Below are 18394 nucleotides of genomic sequence, written 5' to 3'. Positions count from 1 at the left end.
ACAAAATGCTTGACGTGAAAGCGTGACGCGTCAATCTTCACTGCCAAGAAAAAAATACTACTGAGCGGAAAACGCCTGAGGTCGTTCAACGCGTGCGTCGGTGACGCACCGCGAGGTGTCGGCCGTCGCCGATGGGAACATCAAAATGGGGAATCCACACATATGAGCACGATAGTCTCTGCCCTGGTGCCGCCCGCCGAAGGGCAGCTGCACCGCAATATCGATTGGCGCGGCGCCTTCTGGGTGGCAAGCGGCGTTCCCGCCCTTGTCCTGTTTTCGATCGGCGGCATTGCCGGCACGACCGGCAAGCTGGCCTTCCTGATCTGGACTGTGTCCATGATCATGGGCTTCCTGCAATCCTTCACCTATGCGGAAATCGCCGGCCTGTTTCCGAACAAGTCCGGCGGCGCCTCGATCTATGGCGCCACCGCCTGGCTGCGTTATTCCAAGTTCATCGCGCCACTGTCGGTGTGGTGCAACTGGTTCGCCTGGTCGCCGGTGCTGTCGCTCGGCTGCTCGATCGCCGCCGCCTACATCCTCAACGCGCTGGCGCCGGTGCCGCTGTTTACCGACACCTCGCCCGAAGTCGCCGCCTATATCGCGGCTAATGCCGGGGCGAGTGTCGCCGACGCCATCGCGGCGGTGAGCGCGGCCGCCACACCGGCGATCCGCACCTGGACGCTCTACGGGCACACGCTGGGTCCCGTCTCCTTCACCTTCAACGCGACCTTCTTCATCGGCGCCGCGCTGATGCTGATCATCTTCTCCATCCAGCATCGCGGCATCCTGGGCACGGCCAACGTGCAGAAATATATCGGCCTGTTCGTGATCATTCCGATGCTGATCGTCGGCGTCGTGCCGATCGTCACCGGCCAGATCGACTGGGCGAACTTTTCGCCGCTGGTGCCGCTGGCGGCCGCCTATGCGCCCGAGTCCGGTGCCTGGAACATCGCCGGCTGGACGCTCGTTCTCGGCGGCATGTTCATCGCCGCCTGGTCGACCTACGGCTTCGAGACCGCCGTCTGCTACACGTCCGAGTTCAAGAACCCCGGCACCGACACCTTCAAGGCGATCTTCTATTCCGGCCTGCTGTGCATGCTGCTGTTCATCCTGGTGCCGTTCACCTTCCAGGGCGTGCTCGGCTTGAACGGCATGCTGGCGACCCCGATCGTCGACGGCTCCGGCGTTGCCGATGCCCTGGCCGGGATGGTCGGTGGCGGACAGCTGATCCATAGCCTTCTGGTGATGCTGATGATCCTGGCACTGGTGCTGTGCATCATGACAGCGATGGCGGGGTCCTCGCGGACGCTCTATCAGGGCTCAGTCGACGGCTGGCTGCCGCGCTATCTCAGCCATGTCAACGAGCACGGCGCCCCGACGCGGGCGATGTGGACCGACCTGATCTTCAATCTGGCCGTGCTGGCCATCGCTTCGGCCGACGCGACCAGCTTCTTCTTCATCCTCGCCGTGTCGAATTGCGGCTACATCATCTTCAACTTCCTCAACCTCAATGCCGGCTGGATCCATCGCATCGACAACGGCCATATCGCGCGGCCGTGGAAGGCACCGAGCTGGCTGCTCGGCCTCGGCGCCATCCTTGCCTATGTCAACATGATCTTCATGGGCGCCGGTGCAAAGATCTGGAACCCGATGGCGCTGTGGGCAGGACTGATCACGGCTGCCCTCATCATCCCGGTGTTCTGCTTCCGGCATTACATCCAGGACAAGGGCAAATTCCCCGACCACATGCTGGCTGATCTCGGCATGACCTCATCCGATCTCGCCGTCAGAAAGGCGGGCATCCTGCCCTACCTGACGCTGATCGCCGGCGTCGTGGTGATGCTGCTCGCCAATTGGCTGTTCGTCATCTGACCTCCGCCTCAAAGGTTGAGCGCGCGATGCGCGCTCGATCCCCTTGTACATTTGTTCTTGCTTTGTGCCGGCAGTAATGCTAGTGATTTAGCTGTAGTGCCGATTGGCACCGATGACCCGCCGCCGAGGCGGTTTTTTTCGTTTCATGCCATATCCCGCGTGAGACTCAATCGATCTTGATGAACACGCCCTTGGTGTTGAGATAGTCGTCGAGGTGCTCGGCACCGCCCTCGCGGCCGTAGCCGCTCATCTTGTAGCCGCCGAAAGGCATGGCCGGATCGATGGCGTGATAGGTGTTCACCCAGACCGAGCCGGCGCGGATTTTCCTGGAAAGCTGGTGGGCGGTGGCGAGATTTTGGGTGAAGACCCCTGCGGCAAGACCGTAGGGCGTATTGTTGGCTCGCTCGACCGCCTCGTCGAGCGTATCGAACGGCAATGCCGAGATGACCGGCCCGAAGATTTCTTCGCGCGCGATCCTCATGTCGTCCGAGACATCGGCAAAAACCGTCGGCGCGAGGAAATTGCCGGCGGCCAGCGCACCCTCCATAAGGCGTTCACCGCCGGTGACGAGGGTCGCGCCCTCCGCCGTGCCGGCCTCGAGATACGAGGCGACCCGTTGCAGCTGCTTTTCGGAGACGAGCGGGCCGATCTCGGTCGCCGGGTCGATGCCGTCGCCGATCCTGAGGCCCTTGGCATAGACCGCCAGGCGCTCGACGAACTCGTCATGGATGGAGCGTTCGACGAACAGGCGCGAGCCGGCGATGCAGATCTGGCCGGAATTGGCGAACACCGACATCGCCGCGACCGGCACCGCCCTGTCGAGATCGGCGTCGGCGCAGACGATGACCGGCGACTTTCCGCCAAGCTCCAGCGAGACGCGCTTGAGGTTGCCGGCCGAGGCGCGGACGATCGACTGACCGGTTGCCGTCGAGCCGGTGAAGACGATCTTGTCGACACCCACATGCTCGGCAAGTGCGGCACCTGCCTCGGCACCGGTGCCGGTCACGATGTTGACGACGCCTGGCGGAACGCCGGCCTCGTTCATGATGTCGGCGACCAGAAGCGGCGTCAGCGGCGCCTCTTCGGAAGGTTTCAGCACCACCGTGCAGCCCGCGGCAAGCGCCGGCCCGATCTTCCAGATCGAAGCGGCCGTCGGTGCGTTCCAGGGGATAATGGCGCCGACGACGCCGACCGGCTCCTTGCGGGTGAAGGAGACGATTTCGCCCGGCAGCGAGTTCTCGATCGTCTCGCCATGCAGGGAGGTCGCCATGCCGGCGTAGTAGCGCAGCATACCGATGACGCGGTTGCGGTTGGCCAGGGTGCGCACGATCGGCATGCCCATGTCGGTCGTGTCCGAGCGGCTGATCTCCTCCCAGTGCTTTTCGAAGAGGTCGGCGATCCTGAGGAGCAGCACCTGTCGCTCGTAGGGCTTATACCGGCTCCACGGCCCGTCGAAGGCCCTGCGCGCCGCGGCCACCGCCAGCTCGATATCATCGCGGTCGCCGCGCGGCACCGTGGCGATGACCGCGCCGGTTGCCGGATTGCGGGTCTCCATGATGCGGCCCGAACGGGCGTCGAGCCAGGCGCCATCGACGAACATCCGACGGTGGCGTCCGTCGATCGGCTGGCGCAGCGCCACCGGTGCCTGAGCTATGGTCATGACGTCCTCCTCCAGCGCTCTGCCGATGGGCGGATTTAACCCTTGGACGTCACATCTGCCAACAGCTCTATTCGGCGGCCAGAGCCAGTCGCGGTCTGTCGTCGTTTTCTGCCAGCCCCGGCTCGGCCGCCTGCTCCGCATCCTCGGCCTTCTTGCGCTCCTTGCCGAAGAACAAGGCATAGCCTGCCGGAAGGACGAGGATGGTGAGCACGGTGGCAACGAGGATGCCGCCCATCATGGCATAGGCGAGCGGACCCCAGAAGACGCCGCGCGAGATCGGGATCAGCGCCAGCACCGCCGTCAGCGCGGTCAGCATGATCGGCCGGAAACGGCGGACCGCCGAGCCGATGATGGCCTCCGAGCGTTCCATGCCGGCCGCTATATCCTGGTCGATCTGGTCGACCAGAATGATCGAGTTGCGCATGATGATGCCGAGCAGCGCGATCACGCCGAGGATGGCGACGAAGCCGAAGGGCGCGCCACTGATCAAAAGTGCCGCCGCAGCGCCGATGATGCCGAGCGGACCGGTCGCCAGCACCAGCATCGCCTTGCCGAAATGCTGCAATTGGATCATCAGCAGCACGACGATGACGGCCAGCATGATTGGAGCTTTCGCAGCAATGGAGGCCTGGCTTTCGGCCGAATCCTCGGCGCCGCCCTGGATCTCGATGTTGTAGCCGGGCGCCAGACCGTCGCGCAGGCCTTGCATCTCGCTGTACATCTTCATGACGACATCGTTCGACTGCACGCCGTCCGGCAACGTGGCGCGCACACTGATGGTCGGCAGGCGGTCGCGCCGCCATTCGACGCCTTGCTCCAGCACCGGGACGACCTTGGCGACCTGCGACAAAGGCACGAAGCCACCGAAATCCGTCGGGACAGAGACCGAGTCGACCGCCGACAGCAGGTGACGGCTTGCTTCCGGTTCGCGGGCGACGATCGAAACGGTCTCCTCGCCGTCGCGGAAATCATCGAGCGGCGCGCCCGACATGGTTGCCTGCAGCATCTGGCGGATACGCTGCGAGGTGACGCCAAGCGCACGGGCGCGATCCTGGTCGATCACCAGCTTCATCTCCGGCACCGGCTCCAGCCAGTCGTCGTGGACGGCGCCGAGCAGCGGATTTGCCTGGAACTTCGCCTTCACCTCGTCGGCGATGCGGCGCACCTCCTGGCGATCCGGACCCATGACGCGCATCTGCACCGGCCAGCCCGTGGGCGGCCCGAGGAACAGGCGGTCAACCTTGGCGCGGACCGACGGGAAATCCTCGGCCAGAATGGTGCGCAGCTTGACGATCAGCCGCTCGCGGGCCGGTTCGTCATTGGCCATCACCAGAAGCTGGGCGAAGTTCGGATTGCGAAGCTGCTGATCGAGCGGCAGGAAAAAGCGCGGCGCGCCCTCACCGATATAGGTGGCTATGAAGCGCTTGTCCTTGTCGTCCATCATCCTGGTCTCGAGCGCCTTGGCCTGCGTCTCGACTTCCTTGATGCTGGTGCCCTCCGGCAGCCAGAGGTCGACAAGGATTTCCGGACGCGATGACTGCGGGAAGAAATTCTGCGGGATGAACTGGAACGCCCACAGGCTGGTGGCGAAGGTCACCAGCGTCATGGCCAGCACGATGATGCGGTGGCGCACGGACCAGCCGACGGTGGCGCGAAGCCGGCGGTAGAAGCGCGTGTCGAAGACATCGTGATGGTTGCCGGCGTGTTTTCGCTGCTTGAGGATCATGTGACCGAGCCACGGCGTGAAGTAGACCGCCACGAACCAGGACACGACCAGCGCGATGCCGACGACGTAGAACAGCGTGCGTACGTATTCACCGGCCGTCGAGGCCGCGAAGCCGACCGGGATGAAGCCGGCGGTGGTGATCAGCGTGCCGCTAAGCATCGGGAAGGCCGTCGAGGTATAGGCGAAGCTCGCCGCCTCGATTTTGACCAGTCCTTCCTCGAGCTTGCGCTCCATCATTTCGACGACGATCATCGCGTCGTCGACGAGCAGACCGAGCGCGATGATCAGCGCGCCGAGCGAAATGCGCTGCAGATCGATGCCGATCTCGTACATAATGGCGAAGGTGGCGGCCAGAACGAGCGGAATGGTGATCGCGATCACCAGGCCCGAACGCCAGCCGATCGTCAGGAACGAGACAACAAGCACGATCAGCAGCGCCTCGCCAAGCGCCTTCATGAACTCGCTCACCGCTTCCCGCACGACTTCCGGCTGGTCGGCGATCTGATCGACCGAAACGCCGTAAGGCAACGCTTCTTCGAAGCGGTGATAGGTCGCCTCGACCTCCTTGCCGACATCGGTGACGTTGAAGCCCTTGGCCATGACGACGCCGACCTGGACACTGTCGTGGCCGTTGAAGCGGTATTTGCGCTGATAGGGGTCTTCGAGGCCTGTGGTCACGGTTGCGATGTCGCCGAGGCGCGTCACCTGGTTGCCGGCGCGCAGGCGAAGTTCGCGGATGTCGGCGGCCTCCGTCACGCTGCCTTCGACCGAGATGCGCACCGAACGCTGGCCGGTATCGACCGAGCCTGCCGGATCGACATTGTTCTGGCCCTTGATCGCGTTCTGCAGATCGGTGAGCGTCAGACCACGCTCGGCAAGCACCTTGGACGAAACGTCGATGTAGAGTTTTTCCGGCTGGTCGCCGATGATCACGGCCTTCTCGACGCCGGGCGTCGTCAGCAGCATGTCACGCGCCTGGATGGCTAGTTTCTTCAGCTCGGGATAGCTGTAGCCGTCGCCGCTGATCGAATGCAGGGTGATGAAAGTGTCGCCGAACTCATCGTTGAAGTAGGGCCCAAGCAGCCCCTGAGGCAGCTCATTGGCGATATCGCCGACCTTTTTGCGTACCTGGTAAAAGGCATCCGCGACCTGCGTGGGATTGGTGTCGCCTTCCACCTGCAAGGTGATGATGGCGCTGCCGGCGCGCGTGTAGGAACGGACGAAATCGAGATGCGGCGTTTCCTGCAGCTTGCGCTCGATCTTGTTGACGACCTGGTCCTCCATCTCCTGGATCGAGGCCCCCGGCCAGACAGCCTGGACGACCATGACGCGGAAGGTGAAGTCCGGGTCTTCCTTCTGGCCCATGCGCATCAGGCCGAGCGCACCGGCAACGATGATCAGGCCGAACAGGAACCGCGCAATGCTCGGGTGCCCAATTGCCCAGCGCGAAAGATTGAAGGGCCGCTTCTCATTGGTGTCGGTGGTCATAGCGCCAGTCCATTTGTCTGATCGTCAGCGCACGCACATGGCATGCCCACGGAGCTTCTAATGCTGGCTTCCGGGCGGCGAGGCTTTCCGAGCGGAGAGACACTCATCGCGGTGGGACGCGGGGATCGATGTGGGGGGTTACATCGACCTGACGTCTCGACAATCGGGCACCTGCCGCCCGGAAACCATGAACCGCTTGACCTCACGGCTTGCGCCGATGCGAGGAAAAGCCGTTTTTATTCTTGGCCGTCAGCGCACGCGCTTGGCGGCGTCGCCATCGTCGTCCGCCGATGCGGACTGCTGCACCGCATCGCCGGTCAGCTTGACCTTCAGATTCTCGGTCATGAATTGCGTGCCCGCCGCAACGACGACGTCGCCGGGGTTCAATCCTTCGGCAACATGCACGCCGTCGGCGGTGAATTCGGCTACCTTGATCGGACGCGCATGGACGGTCTCGCCGTTGCGGTCCACGGTCCAGACGATCTGCTGGCCTTCCTTTTGCGCCAGCGCGCTCAACGGGATCGATACGCTCTGCGGACTGTTGTTGGCCGCCGAAGCCTCGATGTTCGCGGTCATGCCGAGAAGCACGCGCGGATCGCTGGGCAGGCTGACGCGAACGGCAAAGGTACGCGACTGCTGATCGGCGCTGCCGGCGACTTCACGGACCTTGCCGTCGAGCGTCAGCGCATCGTCGGACCAGAAGCTTGCCTTGACGTTCTTGCCCGGCTTGAACTGGGCGATATCCATTTCCGGAACGGCGATCAGCACTTCCTTTTCGCCATCGACGGCAACGGTCACAACCGGCGTGCCGGAGCCGACCACCTGACCGACATCGGCGGTGACTGATGTGACGATGCCGTTCCTGTCCGCCTTGAGGTCGGTGTAGAGGACCTGGTTCTTCGCCTGATCAAGCGATGAGCGCGCGGAATTACGGGTGGCGACCGCCTGATCGTAGCTGAGCGTCGCCTGTTCGAGCTGCGATTTCGACGCGAAGGTCTTGGCAAACAGCTGTTCGGCACGACGGCGGGCAAGACCCGTTGTCTCGACCTGCCGCTCGGCGGCCTCGAGGCTGGCCTCGGCACTCTTGACCGAAAGGTCGTAGTCGGCCGGATCGATGCGGGCCAGAACGTCGCCCGGCTTCACGCGCTGACCGATGTCGACCAGGCGCTCGGTGATCTTGCCGTTGATACGGAACCCGAGATTCATCTCGGTGCGTGCGCGCACCGATCCGGAGTAGGAGAGCTCACGGGTATCGTTCGCCTTGGCGATCTCGACGACCTTGACGGGCCGGACGATGTCCTTGACTTCCACTTTTTCTTGCGAGCAACCGGCGAGCCCAAGCGCCGCGACGACGACCAGAGCCGGTCCAATAGCCGGCAGCCTGTTCATGATGGATTTGGACAAAGGCACTTGCGGTACTCCCGAACTGGAGATGGATTGTGGACGCCCTGCGGACGTCGCCGGTCAATTCTTCAAAGCCCTGATGGCAAACTCGATAAGCTCGTCCGGCATCGCCCGATTCTTCTTGGCAAGGCACTGGGCGACCATTTGCGGGTGACAGAGGGTGATGATAGCGGCGGCGAAACACCGCGAAGCGACTTCCGGATCCTGGTCGGTAAACTCGCCTGCTGCGATTCCCTCGCTGATCACCTCCGCCACCAAGCCGCGGATCCTGTCGATATGCCTCTCGATGACGTGCCAATCGCGTTCGATGGCAACGACCACCATTTCGTGCACCTTCTCCTGGTCGAGCATGGTGTCACGGGTCCACTGATAATGCGTTTGCACGTAGCGGCGAAGCCTTTCGCTGGCCGTTCCGGGACTATGGCAGGCGTCGTAGGTCAACTGGTAGCAGGTAGCGAGCATACGGCCGCAAACGGCCTGGTGGATCTCAACCTTGGAGGCGAAGAAACGGTAGATGTTGGCCGTCGACATGCCGAGTTCACGCGCTATGTCGGCGACATTGGTCTTGCCGTAGCCGTAATGCCGGAACAGTCGCTCCGCGCAATCGAGGATGCGCGCAACATTCTCCTGCCGGACCAGGTCGGCCGTATCGAGGGTATTATGCATCATGTCTCATTAACTCATTACGAGTGACGAATTTTGAATTTCGTCACTCGTAATTGGAAATCACCTGCGTGTCAACAGGTGATGTTACCTTTCTTGGGCGAACGGTGACATGTGTTGTCACCACTTGGGCGTCATCAGCGTTAATGAAGCCTGTTGCGGACAGTGCACAGGCACCCCGCTATCCACGCTGACCCCGCGCGGCTATGTATTGTCATCCAATGCCGCGGAAGGAGAGTATCGGATGACCGTCCTGCGCATCGTCTCGAATGTGGCAACTGCAAGCATTCCGGATGTTCGGAAGTTCTATACCGACTTGTTCGGGCTCGATGCCGTCATGGACCACGGCTGGCTCGTAACGCTGGCATCGAGGGAAACAACCATCCCCCAGATCAGCATCGCCAGCGAGGGCGGCTCAGGCACCCCCGTACCCGATCTGTCGATCGAGGTTGACAACGTCGACGAGGTGTATCTTCGCGCAAACGAGATCGGTTGCAGAGTGGTCTATGATTTGACCGACGAACCGTGGGGCGTAAGACGTTTCTTCATTGCCGACCCGACCGGCAAGTTGCTCAACGTGCTCTCGCATCTTCGCTAAAGCGCGTCGCATTTGACCGGCCTCACGCGACGCGCTTTAGGTTGTTGTTTTGTGCATGTCGATATCGCAAAACCGCTGCACACTTTTGCGCGACATGCATTAGAGATTGTTCTGCAATGCGGGACATTGGCGACCTTCCAAACATTTAGCCGAGCAAACGGCCGCGGTCCACCGGAGGAAACCATGAGCAGAACAATTCCATTTCATTTCGTCGATGTCTTCGCGGTGGCGCCGCTGACGGGCAATTCGCTTGCGGTTGTGGACGGCGGTGGCGAGTTGGCGCTCGAGCTCATGCAGAACATTGCACGTGAGTTCAACCAGTCCGAGACCACCTTTGTCCTGCCGGCGACCCGGGCGGACGCCGATTGGAAATTGCGCTCTTTCACGCCGAAAGGCGTAGAGGTTTTCGGTGCAGGCGGACACAACACGCTAGGGGCTTGGTGGTGGCTCGCTGCAGCGGGGCGACTCGAGCTGGGCGATGGCCCAACAATGTTTCATCAACAGATCGGCGACTTGGTGTATCCATTGGCCATCTGGCAAAGCCAGGGGAAACTCGAAAAGATCATTATGCGGCAAGAAGCCCCAGTGGCCGGCCGGCAGCTCTCAAACCTTGGCGCTCTTGCCACGGCACTCGGCCTTAATGCTGAAGAAATAGCGGCGGACGTTGTGCCTTGCCAGGTGGTCTCGACTGGTGCTGCCCATCTCCTGGTGCCAATCCGCGATCGCGAAGCCGTCGACCGGATTTCGCCTGATGCCAAACAGCTTTTCGACCTGCTCAACGAGGTCGCCGGGGAAGGCTGCTACGTCTTCTCACTCGATCCGCTGCAGCCCGGAACCACAGCGTATGCACGCTTTTTCAACCCGACTGTCGGCATTTCCGAGGATCCGGCAACCGGAACGGCGGCTGGTCCGCTCGCCGCACATCTCGTTGCACACGGTCTTGCACAGCCCGGCGTAATCAAGGTCGAGCAAGGCACTACTCTCGGACGTACCAGCATCATTGAGGTCGGTGTAGATGCCGGCTCAGTGAGCGTTTCCGGACGCGGCATCGTGGTGGCGGGCGGAGCGTTTTCGATCTAGTCGAATGTGTAGTCCGGTGGCCGCGGCGAACCTGTGCCCGTCCCACAAATTCGCACTAGCCCGCCATTTGCGCGGATGACGTGATTCTGCCACTCGCCTTCGACTTGGATCCGCTTAGGTAGCCGATCTGTTTAGTCTGTTCAGGCTTTCGCCCAGTATGACAAGCGCGATGCCGAGCAGCGCAATGTCCTTGATCAGGAACTGACCGGCGGGACCGAGCGCGGGAAAGCCGAGCGCAGGCTCCCAGATCGGCAGGGCAACCATGATCGAACAGGTGGCCAGGAAAATCAGCGCGGCCAATGCCCCACCGGCCACACCGGCGCGCGTCGACCAGGGAGAGGCAATCAGCAGAAGCGCGGTCGCGATCTCGACGACGCCAAGCACATAAGAGGCACCAGCTTCACCGAATACCGGATACATCCAGGCGAGCCAAGGCGTGCCGCCGATCAGCGGCCTCAACGCCTCGATCTCAACAGCCGTGAACTTCATCCCGCCGATCATGAGAAGCGGCAGTATGACCCCGATCAGGGCAAGGATCCGCCCCGCTTTGCTGACCGCGGTGTTCTCCATCGGAATGCACCTCCTGCTAGATCTTCTTCCGTCGGCTTGGTTCTGTATCGAGGACGATCGGGAGGCACTCGATCCGACACTGAGGGATCTTTTTTGCTCCGTTCATGTTGGCTTAGCTGGGCCAACAATGATCTGACACGGATTATGGGTCCTGACCTGCCTACCCCTTCGCCATCTCCCTCAGCCTGAACTTCTGGATCTTGCCGGTCGAGGTCTTCGGGATTTCGGCGAAGATCACCGCTTTCGGCACCTTGAATCGGGCGAGCAGCGCGCGGCAGTGATCGATGATCTCGGCTTCGGTCGCCGCCCTGCCCGGCTTTAGCTCGACATAGGCGACCGGCACCTCGCCCCATTTGTCATCGGGCCTGGCGACGACGCCGCAGGAGGCGACGGCGGGATGCTTGTATACCGCCTCCTCGACCTCGATCGACGAGATGTTCTCGCCGCCGGAAATGATGATGTCCTTGGAGCGGTCCTTGAGCTGGATGTAGCCGTCGGGATGCCTGACGCCGAGGTCGCCCGAGTGGAACCAGCCGCCGGCGAAGGCCTCGTCGCTCGCCTTGCGGTTCTTCAGATAGCCCTTCATGACGATGTTGCCGCGGAACATGACCTCGCCGATCGTCTCGCCGTCAGCCGGCGTCTCCTCCATCGTCTCGGGGTCCATCACCGTCAGATCCTCGAGCGCAGCATAGCGCACGCCTTGCCTGGCCTTCGTCGCCGCCCTGAGACCCTTCTCCAGCCCATCCCATTCACCATGCCAATCGTTGACGACGGCCGGGCCATAGGTCTCGGTCAGGCCATAGAGGTGGATGACCGCAAAGCCCGCATCGGCCATGCCCGACAGCACCGCTTCCGGCGGCGGTGCTGCGGCCGTGCTGAAGGTGACCGTCTGCGGAAATTGCCGCTTGTCCTCGTCCCTGGCATTGATCAGCACCGACATGACGACCGGCGCGCCGCACAGATGAGTGACGCCGTGATCGGCGATGGCGTCGTAGATCGGCTTCGGCCGCACCCAGCGCAGGCAGACATGGGTGCCGGCCTGTACGGCCAGCGTCCACGGAAAGCACCAGCCATTGCAGTGGAACATCGGCAGCGTCCACAGGTAGACCGCGTGCTTGCCCATGCCGGCATGGATGGTGTTGGCGTAGGCCATCAGTGCCGCACCGCGATGGTGATAGACGACGCCCTTCGGATTGCCTGTGGTGCCGGACGTGTAGTTGAGCGAGATCGCGTCCCATTCGTCGTCGGGCATCGACCAGGCGAAATCCTCGTAGCCGCCCGCGACGAAGTTCTCGTAGTCGAGCGTGCCGATCCGCTCGCCCTTGGGGTAAGGGGCGTCGGCGGCGTATTCGGGATCGTCGTAGTCGATGACCAGCGGTTTTACCTTAGCCAGCGCCAGCGCCTCGCTGACGACATTTGCGAATTCGCGATCGACGACAAGCACCTTGGTTTCGGCGTGGTCGAGCTGGAAGGCGATGACCGCGGCGTCAAGGCGGGTGTTGAGCGAATGCAGTACCGCCTTGGTCATCGGCACGCCGAAATGCGCTTCCAACATCGGCGGCGTGTTGGACAGCATCACGGTGACGGTGTCGCCCTTGCCGACGCCGCGCCTCTGCAGCGCCGAGGCAAGCTTCAGCGACCGCCGCCAGAAATCACGATAGGTCGTGCGCTGGCGACCATGGATGACTGCGACATGGTCGGGAAAGGTCTTTGCCGCCCGCTCCAGATAACTGAGCGGCGTCAGCGGCTGGTGGTTGGCTGGATTCCTGTCGAGATCCTGTTCGTAGGGATTGCCCATCCCGTCCTCCCCAATATCTTTCTCGAACCTTCTAACCACAGGCCTCCGACGCGTCACCATCAACGATGCCACGATAGAGCGCATTTGGCACAATGATGTTCTAGATTCAGCGAGCGAAAGGGCATCGTTTACCCTTGCTTGGTTTGACTTTTGTCGAGAGCCATGAATAATGTCAACGAGGAGATGGCATGGCGATCCGACCGGCAGAACAGCTTATCCACAAGGCCGCCTGGCTCTACTATGCCCATGGCCTGCGTCAGGACCAGGTGGCCAGCCAGCTCAAGATTTCCCGAGCCTCGGTCGCCATGTATCTGCGCAAGGCGCGCGAGACCGGCATCGTCAACATCTCGACCTCGACCCAGCTTTTCACCGACGATGTCATGGCGCGCAAGCTCGAAGACGCATTGAAGCTCGATGCCGTCTGGATCGCGCCGGAAAACGGCCATGTCGCCGATCCGTCGACCGACATCGCGGTGCTGGCCGCCAGCGTCTTTCTCGAGCTGATCAAGAAGGGCGACCGCATCGGCGTCGCGTGGGGAAGGACCATCTATACGATCGCCGACATCATGTCCTATGCCGATCTGCAGGATGTCACGGTGGTGCAGCTCTGCGGCAATCTGGGAGCCCCCTATTCCTACCGGCCCGACCAATGCACCATGGAAATCGCACGCCGGCTCAACGCCAAGGGGCTCAATTTCTACGCACCGCTGGTGCTGACGACAGAGGAACTGGCACGCGGCCTGCGCGCCGAGCCGGTGATCCGCGAGCAGTTGTCGGGCATCAGTGCGTGCAACCTGGCGCTTTACTCGGTCGGCACCGTCGACGCCGACAGCCATGTTGTCAAATGCGGCGCGCTGACTGCGAGCGAAATGGAGGTGCTGCGCCGTGCCGGGGCTGCCGGCGTCATCGCCGGGCAGATCATCGACGCGCAAGGCAAAGCGCTCGACTGCAGCTACAACCGGCGGATCATTTCGGCGGAGCTGTCATCGCTGCAAAAAATTGAAAAGCGCCTCGTGGTGGTGCAGGAGGACAGCAAATTCGAACCGCTGGTGGCGGCGATCGCAGGTGGGCTGTGCACGCATCTGGTGGTCGGCGCCCGGATGGCGCGACGGCTGCTCGATCATGCCGGACCGGCGGCGGAAAAGGTCGCCTAGAGAACACAATTCCAGCCGCGGACTAATTGTCATCAAGGCGTCGCGGCATTCCTGTTTCACAACGAGAGCAAATCGGACGAAGCGAACATGAAGAACCTGTGGAATGACGGCGACGCGGAGAAGCTGGTTGCCGACTATGCAACAAAGGGTGTTGCCCGCGACCTGGCGCTGCGCGTCTATACGACAAGGCTTCTGGGCGGCGAACCGCGGCTTGTCCTGCATGGCGGCGGCAACACATCCTGCAAGACAAGGGCCACCGACCTCGTCGGCGACGAATGGGACGTGCTCTGCGTCAAGGGCAGCGGCTGGGACATGGGCGTCATCGAGCCGCAGGGCCTGCCGGCGGTCAAGATCGGTCCCCTGCTCAAGGCGCGGTCGCTCAAGAAACTCTCCGACGAGGATATGGTCGCCCTGCAGCGAGTGAACCTCATCGATCCGTCTTCGCCGAACCCCTCGGTCGAGACGCTGCTACACGCCTTCCTGCCGCATAAATTCGTCGACCATACGCACTCGACCGCCGTTCTGGCCATCGTCGACCAGGATGATAGCGAGGCCCTGAGCAAGAAAGTCTTCGGCAGCAAGATGGGGTTCGTGCCTTACATCATGCCGGGCTTCGACCTGGCGAAGGCGGCGGCCGATGTCTTTGAAGCCGACCCGACGGTCGAGGGCCTGATCCTCGACAAACATGGCATTTTCACGTTCGGCGACGATGCCAAACAGGCCTACGACCGGATGATCCAGTATGTGAACGCCGCCGAGGAGTTCATCGCCAGCCACGGCAAGCCGCTTGCCGAAAAAGCCGCCTTGCCGGCCAAGCTGGCCAAGCCTGCGGACATTGCGCCGATGCTGCGCGGCTCAGTGGCGGTAGCGCGCGGCGAAGGCCGCTTCGACCGCATGATCAGCGATTTCCGCACCTCGGAGGCGATAGTCGATTTCATCAATTCGGCCAGGATTGCCGATTATGCCGGGCGCGGCGTATCGACGCCCGACCTTTCGATCCGCATCAAGACCGGGCCGATGGCGCTGCCGGCGCCCGACGCAGACAAGATCGGCGACTACAAATCCGTCATCCGCCAACATGTGGAGAAATTCGCCAGGGACTATCGCGCCTACTTCGAAACCAACGACGCGCTCGATGATGTGAAGCGCACGATGCTCGACCAGATGCCGCGGCTGACGCTGGTGCCGGGCCTCGGCATGTTCGGCCATGGCCGCACGCTTAAGGATGCGAAGATTGCCTCCGACGTCGGTGAAATGTGGATCGAGGCGGTGCGCGGGGCCGAAGCGGTCGGAGATTTCCGCCCGCTGTCCAAAGCCGACCTGTTCCCGCTCGAATACTGGTCGCTGGAACAGGCCAAGCTCGCCTCCAACAAGCCGAAGCCGCTGACCGGCCAGGTTGTGCTGGTCACCGGCGGCGCCGGCGCAATTGGCGCCGCCACGGCAAAGCTGTTCGCCGACAACGGCGCCCATGCCGTCGTCGTCGATCTCGATGCGTCAAGGGCGGCGGAAGCGGCGAAGAAAGCCGGCAACAGTTCGATCGGCATCGGCGCCGACATCACCGATCCGACGCAGATGCGCGCGGCATTCGACAAGGCGGTGGCCGTCTTCGGCGGCCTCGACATTCTCGTCTCGAATGCGGGGGCTGCCTGGGAAGGCCGTATCGGCGAACTCGACGACGCCACTTTGCGCAAGAGCTTCGAGCTAAATTTCTTCGCCCACCAGTCGGCGGCGCAGAACGCGGTGCGGATCATGCTCGAACAGGGCACCGGCGGCGTGCTCCTTTTCAACACCTCCAAGCAGGCGATCAATCCGGGTCCGAAGTTCGGCGCCTATGGCATCCCGAAGGCGGCGACGCTGTTCCTGTCCAGGCAGTATGCCCTCGACTATGGCGCCCATGGCATCCGCTCGAATGCCGTCAACGCCGATCGCATCCGTTCCGGATTGCTTACCGACGCCATGATCGCCAGCCGTTCGGGCGCGCGCGGCGTGTCGGAAAAGGAATATATGGCGGGCAATCTGCTTGGTCAGGAAGTGACGGCCGAAGACGTGGCCCAGGCTTTCCTGCATCAGGCGCTGGCCGAGCGGACCACCGCCAGTGTGACGACAGTCGACGGCGGCAACATCGCCGCGGCGCTGCGGTAGGCTCAAGAACAGTCCAGACGCAAAAGAGCGGCCCGCAGGCCGCTCTTTCCTTTTTTGCCTACGATAAAAAGCTACTTGGCGTTCGGGTTCGGCATCCAGGCCGGCATCGCGACATCGGCATGGGCGAACTGCGGCAGCTTGGCCGAAAGGTCTTCCATGTTCTTGATGTCCTTGTCGATCAGATCCTTCTGGGTGATCAGCGTCGGCGGCACAATGACGTTGTGGCCGGGGTCTTCGCCGGCCAAAAGCTGCGCCAGCGCGCGCACCGAAACCTGGCCGACGACGGCCGGATTGGTGGCGGCGGTTGCCGCCCAGGCGCTGTCGGGCTCGCGCATCGCGGCGATGTCGGAGGTCGAGATATCGGCCGAATAGATCTTGATGTCCTTGTTGAACCCCGCCTCGTCGACGGCGATCTTCACGCCCTTGGCGAATTCATCATAGGGCGCGAACATCACCTTGATGTCGGGGTTGGCCGACAACACCGAGCGGGCCTGGTTGGCGACGGAATTGGCGATCGGATTGTCGAGCGTGCCGAACATCGCCGCCTCGTTGATCCCCGCATATTTCTTCTTGAAGTCAACCCAGGTCTCGTTGCGGCGGTCGAGCGGCGCGATGCCGGCGACATAGACATAGCCGGCCTTCCAGCTCTCGCCATTGTCCTTGATCGCCTGTTCGAGCGCGAGGCGTGCGAGGTCGCGGTCGGACTGTTCGATCTGCGGGATCTTGGGGTTTTCGACGTTGACGTCGAACGCTACGACCTTGATGCCGGCGTCGACCGCGCGCTGGGCGGCTTCCTTCATCGATTCCGTCAAGCCGTGCTGGATGATGATACCCTGTACGCCAAGCGCGATGGCCTGGTCGACCATATCCGCCTGAAGGGCGGCGTCCTGGCGGCTGTCGAGGACGCGTAGATCGACGCCGAGCGCCTTGGCCTGTGCTTCGACACCGGACAGATAGGCCTGGAAGAAGTCACCGGTCGAGAGATAGCGGACCAGCGCGATCTTGACGGCGCCGGGCTTGTCGAACGGCGCCGGCCGGTCCTGCGCCATCGCCGGGACCTGCATCAGCAGCGCGGCGCCGGCAAGCCCGAGTGCTGCCTTCCCCAAAAGTCTTCTCGTGATCTTCATGTTGTCTCCTCCACTTGTTGAACTCAAATTTCAGCCGGTCGAAATCCTATCTGCCGAACCCTACCTCTTGCCCCTGCCGGAAAGGGCGAAGGTGAAGACTAGGGCAACCACAAGAACCACGCCCTTGATGAAATCCTGCGTGTAGTAGGGCGCGTTCATCATCGTCAGGCCCTGCAGCAGCACGCCGACAAACACCGCACCGATGGCCGTGCCGAAGGCGTTCGGCTTGGCGGCCCCGAGGACCGCATAGCCGATGAGCGCCGCGGCGACAGCGTCGAGCAGGAGATTATTACCTGAGGCGATGTCGCCGCGTCCAAGCCGGGCAGCGAGCAAAATGCCGCCGATCGAGGCAAAAACCCCTGAAATAACGTAGGCCCAGATTTTGTATGCCTTGACAGGCGCGCCGGCCAGTTCGGCAGCCCGTTCGTTGCTGCCGACCGCATACATCATGCGTCCGAAACGGGTGTATTCGAGAAAAAACCAGATCAGCACTGCAAGCACGAGCAAGACGACTACCGAAACCGGGATGAGGTTGGGGATGAAGAAATCGAAGCGGTGGCGGCCAAGCGCCAGGAAGCCAGCGCCGAACGTGCCGTTGGCGACCGCGCCATCGGGCATCGTCATGCCGGTGGCGATCGAGCGGCCCTCGGTCGGAATGCGCTGCAGGCCGACGAGCAGGAACATCATGCCGAGCGTCGCCAGAAGGTCCGGTACGCGCATATAGACGATCAGCCAGCCATTGATGAGGCCGACAACGGCACCGATCAAGAGACAGGCGACAACCGCGACGACGGCGTTCTGCTCCAGCACCACCATGACATAAGCAGCTGCCATCATGGCGCTGGTGGCGACGGAGCCGATCGACAGGTCGAAGCCACCGACGACCAGGGTGGCGGTGACGCCGAGCGCCAGCACGCCGGTGATGGCGACCGACTGGAAGATGAAGACGGCGCTCTGCGGCGAGACGAAGCCATCGGCGGCGATGGCGAAATATGCAATCAACCCGAACAGCAGAACGATGAAGCCATAGCGGATGGCATGGTCGCGCGCTGCCATCCTTACCAAACCCGAACTCATGCCCTCTCCATTCCACGTCCCATTATCTGCCCGCC

At 62.4% G+C, this 18394-nt stretch carries 13 protein-coding genes; 5 read left to right on the top strand and 8 right to left on the bottom strand.

Features of this window, described 5'->3' with window-relative positions; all coding sequences use genetic code 11:
* Window positions 1–162: 162 nt before the first annotated feature.
* Window positions 163–1872, top strand: coding sequence for an APC family permease (locus EN807_RS25380; RefSeq protein ID WP_135937128.1), 1710 nt, complete (start codon window positions 163–165; stop codon window positions 1870–1872).
* A gap of 166 nt (window positions 1873–2038) precedes the next feature.
* Here EN807_RS25380 and EN807_RS25375 read toward each other — a convergent pair whose 3' ends face one another.
* The 4 genes from EN807_RS25375 to EN807_RS25360 all read right to left on the bottom strand — a co-directional run bounded on the left by EN807_RS25375 (window position 2039) and on the right by EN807_RS25360 (window position 8819).
* Window positions 2039–3532: an aldehyde dehydrogenase family protein gene (locus EN807_RS25375; protein ID WP_135937127.1), complete on the bottom strand. Its 1494-nt coding sequence runs from the start codon at window positions 3530–3532 to the stop codon at window positions 2039–2041.
* Between the two features lie 67 nt (window positions 3533–3599).
* Window positions 3600–6746 (bottom strand): efflux RND transporter permease subunit, encoded by a 3147-nt coding sequence (locus EN807_RS25370; RefSeq protein ID WP_135937126.1) that lies wholly within the window; start codon window positions 6744–6746, stop codon window positions 3600–3602.
* Window positions 6747–6995: 249 nt separating this feature from the next.
* Window positions 6996–8156: an efflux RND transporter periplasmic adaptor subunit gene (locus EN807_RS25365; protein ID WP_189522574.1), complete on the bottom strand. Its 1161-nt coding sequence runs from the start codon at window positions 8154–8156 to the stop codon at window positions 6996–6998.
* A 54-nt stretch (window positions 8157–8210) separates the two neighbouring features.
* Window positions 8211–8819 carry a TetR family transcriptional regulator gene (locus EN807_RS25360; protein WP_135937125.1) on the bottom strand — a complete coding sequence of 203 codons (609 nt, stop codon included), beginning with the start codon at window positions 8817–8819 and terminating at the stop codon, window positions 8211–8213.
* Window positions 8820–9057: 238 nt separating this feature from the next.
* On the opposite strand from EN807_RS25360, the gene EN807_RS25355 reads away from it, so the two are divergent.
* Window positions 9058–9411 (top strand): VOC family protein, encoded by a 354-nt coding sequence (locus EN807_RS25355; RefSeq protein WP_135937124.1) that lies wholly within the window; start codon window positions 9058–9060, stop codon window positions 9409–9411.
* Window positions 9412–9423: 12 nt separating this feature from the next.
* Window positions 9424–10491, top strand: a complete 1068-nt coding sequence (locus EN807_RS25350) for a PhzF family phenazine biosynthesis protein (RefSeq protein ID WP_246684339.1) — start codon at window positions 9424–9426, stop codon at window positions 10489–10491.
* A 114-nt stretch (window positions 10492–10605) separates the two neighbouring features.
* On the opposite strand, the gene EN807_RS25345 is transcribed toward EN807_RS25350, so the two are convergent.
* Both EN807_RS25345 and EN807_RS25340 read right to left on the bottom strand, forming a co-directional pair.
* Entirely contained in the window at window positions 10606–11061 is a 456-nt protein-coding gene (locus tag EN807_RS25345; RefSeq protein ID WP_135937123.1) for a DUF417 family protein, read from the bottom strand.
* Window positions 11062–11221: 160 nt separating this feature from the next.
* Entirely contained in the window at window positions 11222–12859 is a 1638-nt protein-coding gene (locus EN807_RS25340) for an acyl-CoA synthetase (protein WP_135937122.1), read from the bottom strand.
* A gap of 188 nt (window positions 12860–13047) precedes the next feature.
* On the opposite strand from EN807_RS25340, the gene EN807_RS25335 reads away from it, so the two are divergent.
* Window positions 13048–14013: a sugar-binding transcriptional regulator gene (locus EN807_RS25335; protein ID WP_135937121.1), complete on the top strand. Its 966-nt coding sequence runs from the start codon at window positions 13048–13050 to the stop codon at window positions 14011–14013.
* An 87-nt stretch (window positions 14014–14100) separates the two neighbouring features.
* A complete protein-coding gene (locus EN807_RS25330) occupies window positions 14101–16155 on the top strand; it encodes a bifunctional aldolase/short-chain dehydrogenase (protein ID WP_135937120.1) in 2055 nt (684 codons plus the stop codon).
* 71 nt (window positions 16156–16226) lie between these two features.
* On the opposite strand, the gene EN807_RS25325 is transcribed toward EN807_RS25330, so the two are convergent.
* Window positions 16227–17282, bottom strand: a complete 1056-nt coding sequence (locus EN807_RS25325; RefSeq protein ID WP_065008346.1) for a substrate-binding domain-containing protein — start codon at window positions 17280–17282, stop codon at window positions 16227–16229.
* 60 nt (window positions 17283–17342) lie between these two features.
* Window positions 17343–18338, bottom strand: coding sequence for an ABC transporter permease (locus tag EN807_RS25320; protein WP_135937172.1), 996 nt, complete (start codon window positions 18336–18338; stop codon window positions 17343–17345).
* Window positions 18339–18394: the final 56 nt, after the last annotated feature.

It is taken from the genome of Mesorhizobium sp. M5C.F.Ca.ET.164.01.1.1 (assembly GCF_004792125.1).
Taxonomy (GTDB): Bacteria; Pseudomonadota; Alphaproteobacteria; order Rhizobiales; family Rhizobiaceae; genus Mesorhizobium; species Mesorhizobium wenxiniae.
The sequence above is the reverse complement of the archived record's forward strand: the minus strand, read 5'-3'. Positions and strand labels throughout refer to the sequence as shown.

Excerpts from the sequence above, each read along its gene's own strand:
- EN807_RS25360 (WP_135937125.1), bottom strand. The coding sequence starts at position 8,819 with ATGATGCATAATACCCTCGATACGGCCGACCTGGTCCGGCAGGAGAAT.
- EN807_RS25335 (WP_135937121.1), top strand. The coding sequence starts at position 13,048 with ATGGCGATCCGACCGGCAGAACAGCTTATCCACAAGGCCGCCTGGCTC.
- EN807_RS25345 (WP_135937123.1), bottom strand. The coding sequence starts at position 11,061 with ATGGAGAACACCGCGGTCAGCAAAGCGGGGCGGATCCTTGCCCTGATC.
- EN807_RS25340 (WP_135937122.1), bottom strand. The coding sequence starts at position 12,859 with ATGGGCAATCCCTACGAACAGGATCTCGACAGGAATCCAGCCAACCAC.
- EN807_RS25370 (WP_135937126.1), bottom strand. The coding sequence starts at position 6,746 with ATGACCACCGACACCAATGAGAAGCGGCCCTTCAATCTTTCGCGCTGG.
- EN807_RS25375 (WP_135937127.1), bottom strand. The coding sequence starts at position 3,532 with ATGACCATAGCTCAGGCACCGGTGGCGCTGCGCCAGCCGATCGACGGA.
- EN807_RS25320 (WP_135937172.1), bottom strand. The coding sequence starts at position 18,338 with ATGGCAGCGCGCGACCATGCCATCCGCTATGGCTTCATCGTTCTGCTG.
- EN807_RS25355 (WP_135937124.1), top strand. The coding sequence starts at position 9,058 with ATGACCGTCCTGCGCATCGTCTCGAATGTGGCAACTGCAAGCATTCCG.
- EN807_RS25380 (WP_135937128.1), top strand. The coding sequence starts at position 163 with ATGAGCACGATAGTCTCTGCCCTGGTGCCGCCCGCCGAAGGGCAGCTG.
- EN807_RS25325 (WP_065008346.1), bottom strand. The coding sequence starts at position 17,282 with ATGAAGATCACGAGAAGACTTTTGGGGAAGGCAGCACTCGGGCTTGCC.
- EN807_RS25330 (WP_135937120.1), top strand. The coding sequence starts at position 14,101 with ATGAAGAACCTGTGGAATGACGGCGACGCGGAGAAGCTGGTTGCCGAC.